Below are 664 nucleotides of genomic sequence, written 5' to 3'. Positions count from 1 at the left end.
CAAAACCATATACCTCCTGCTGCTAAATCGCTTTGGCAATGGCTAATGAGGCAAGGGGAAACAGGGTCAGAAATAGAGCCAGACTTATCAGAATTTAATGCTTGGGTAGAAAAAGTGCGTGGTAAGAAATACACGCATAATTACCTCAAACAGATGTTTGAATTACTGCAAACACACCGTGTTGTGCAAGTAGTTAAACAGTACAGTTGGAAAATATTTAAGTTGCTTGTAAGACCTCTACAGTGGCTGAAACCACCTAAAAAGAAGCGAGAAAAAAACTTACAAAACAATAACTCTAGTTACACTTTACAGGCATCAAATCAGCAATCTACCGAGCCGGGTAATATTCAGCAGCAGCATTCTAATTCTGAGGCCAATATAGAGCTTCTGACTGAGAAAGGTATTTATTATGACTCAGACGAAAAGGAGGTATTAGAACGTCCAACTGATGAAATTAAAGTTGCACTTGCATTATTTGATATTCGCGGTGCATTTGAAAAAATTCTCAATCCTGAAGGATGGATACGCAGGTGTTTACGCGGTCGTTGGTGGGAACATCCGCGAAATTATGCTTTATTACTCAAACGCTTTGGGAACCTTAACGAATGGGACTGGCAAGAATTATTTTCTTCCAGTTAACAGTTAATAGCTGTTTATAAAAAAA

1 protein-coding gene is annotated in these 664 nt (G+C 38.6%); it reads left to right on the top strand.

From position 1 onward, the window contains the following. Positions 1–639, top strand: a 639-nt coding sequence (locus tag GNE10_RS34960; RefSeq protein ID WP_185570565.1) for a hypothetical protein, incomplete at its 5' end; no start/stop codon positions are given. Between the last annotated feature and the right edge of the window lie 25 nt (positions 640–664).

The sequence above is a fragment of the Nostoc sp. 2RC genome (genome assembly GCF_014222165.1).
GTDB lineage: Bacteria > Cyanobacteriota > Cyanobacteriia > Cyanobacteriales > Nostocaceae > Nostoc > Nostoc linckia.
This window is presented reverse-complemented; position numbering and strand designations above follow the sequence as displayed.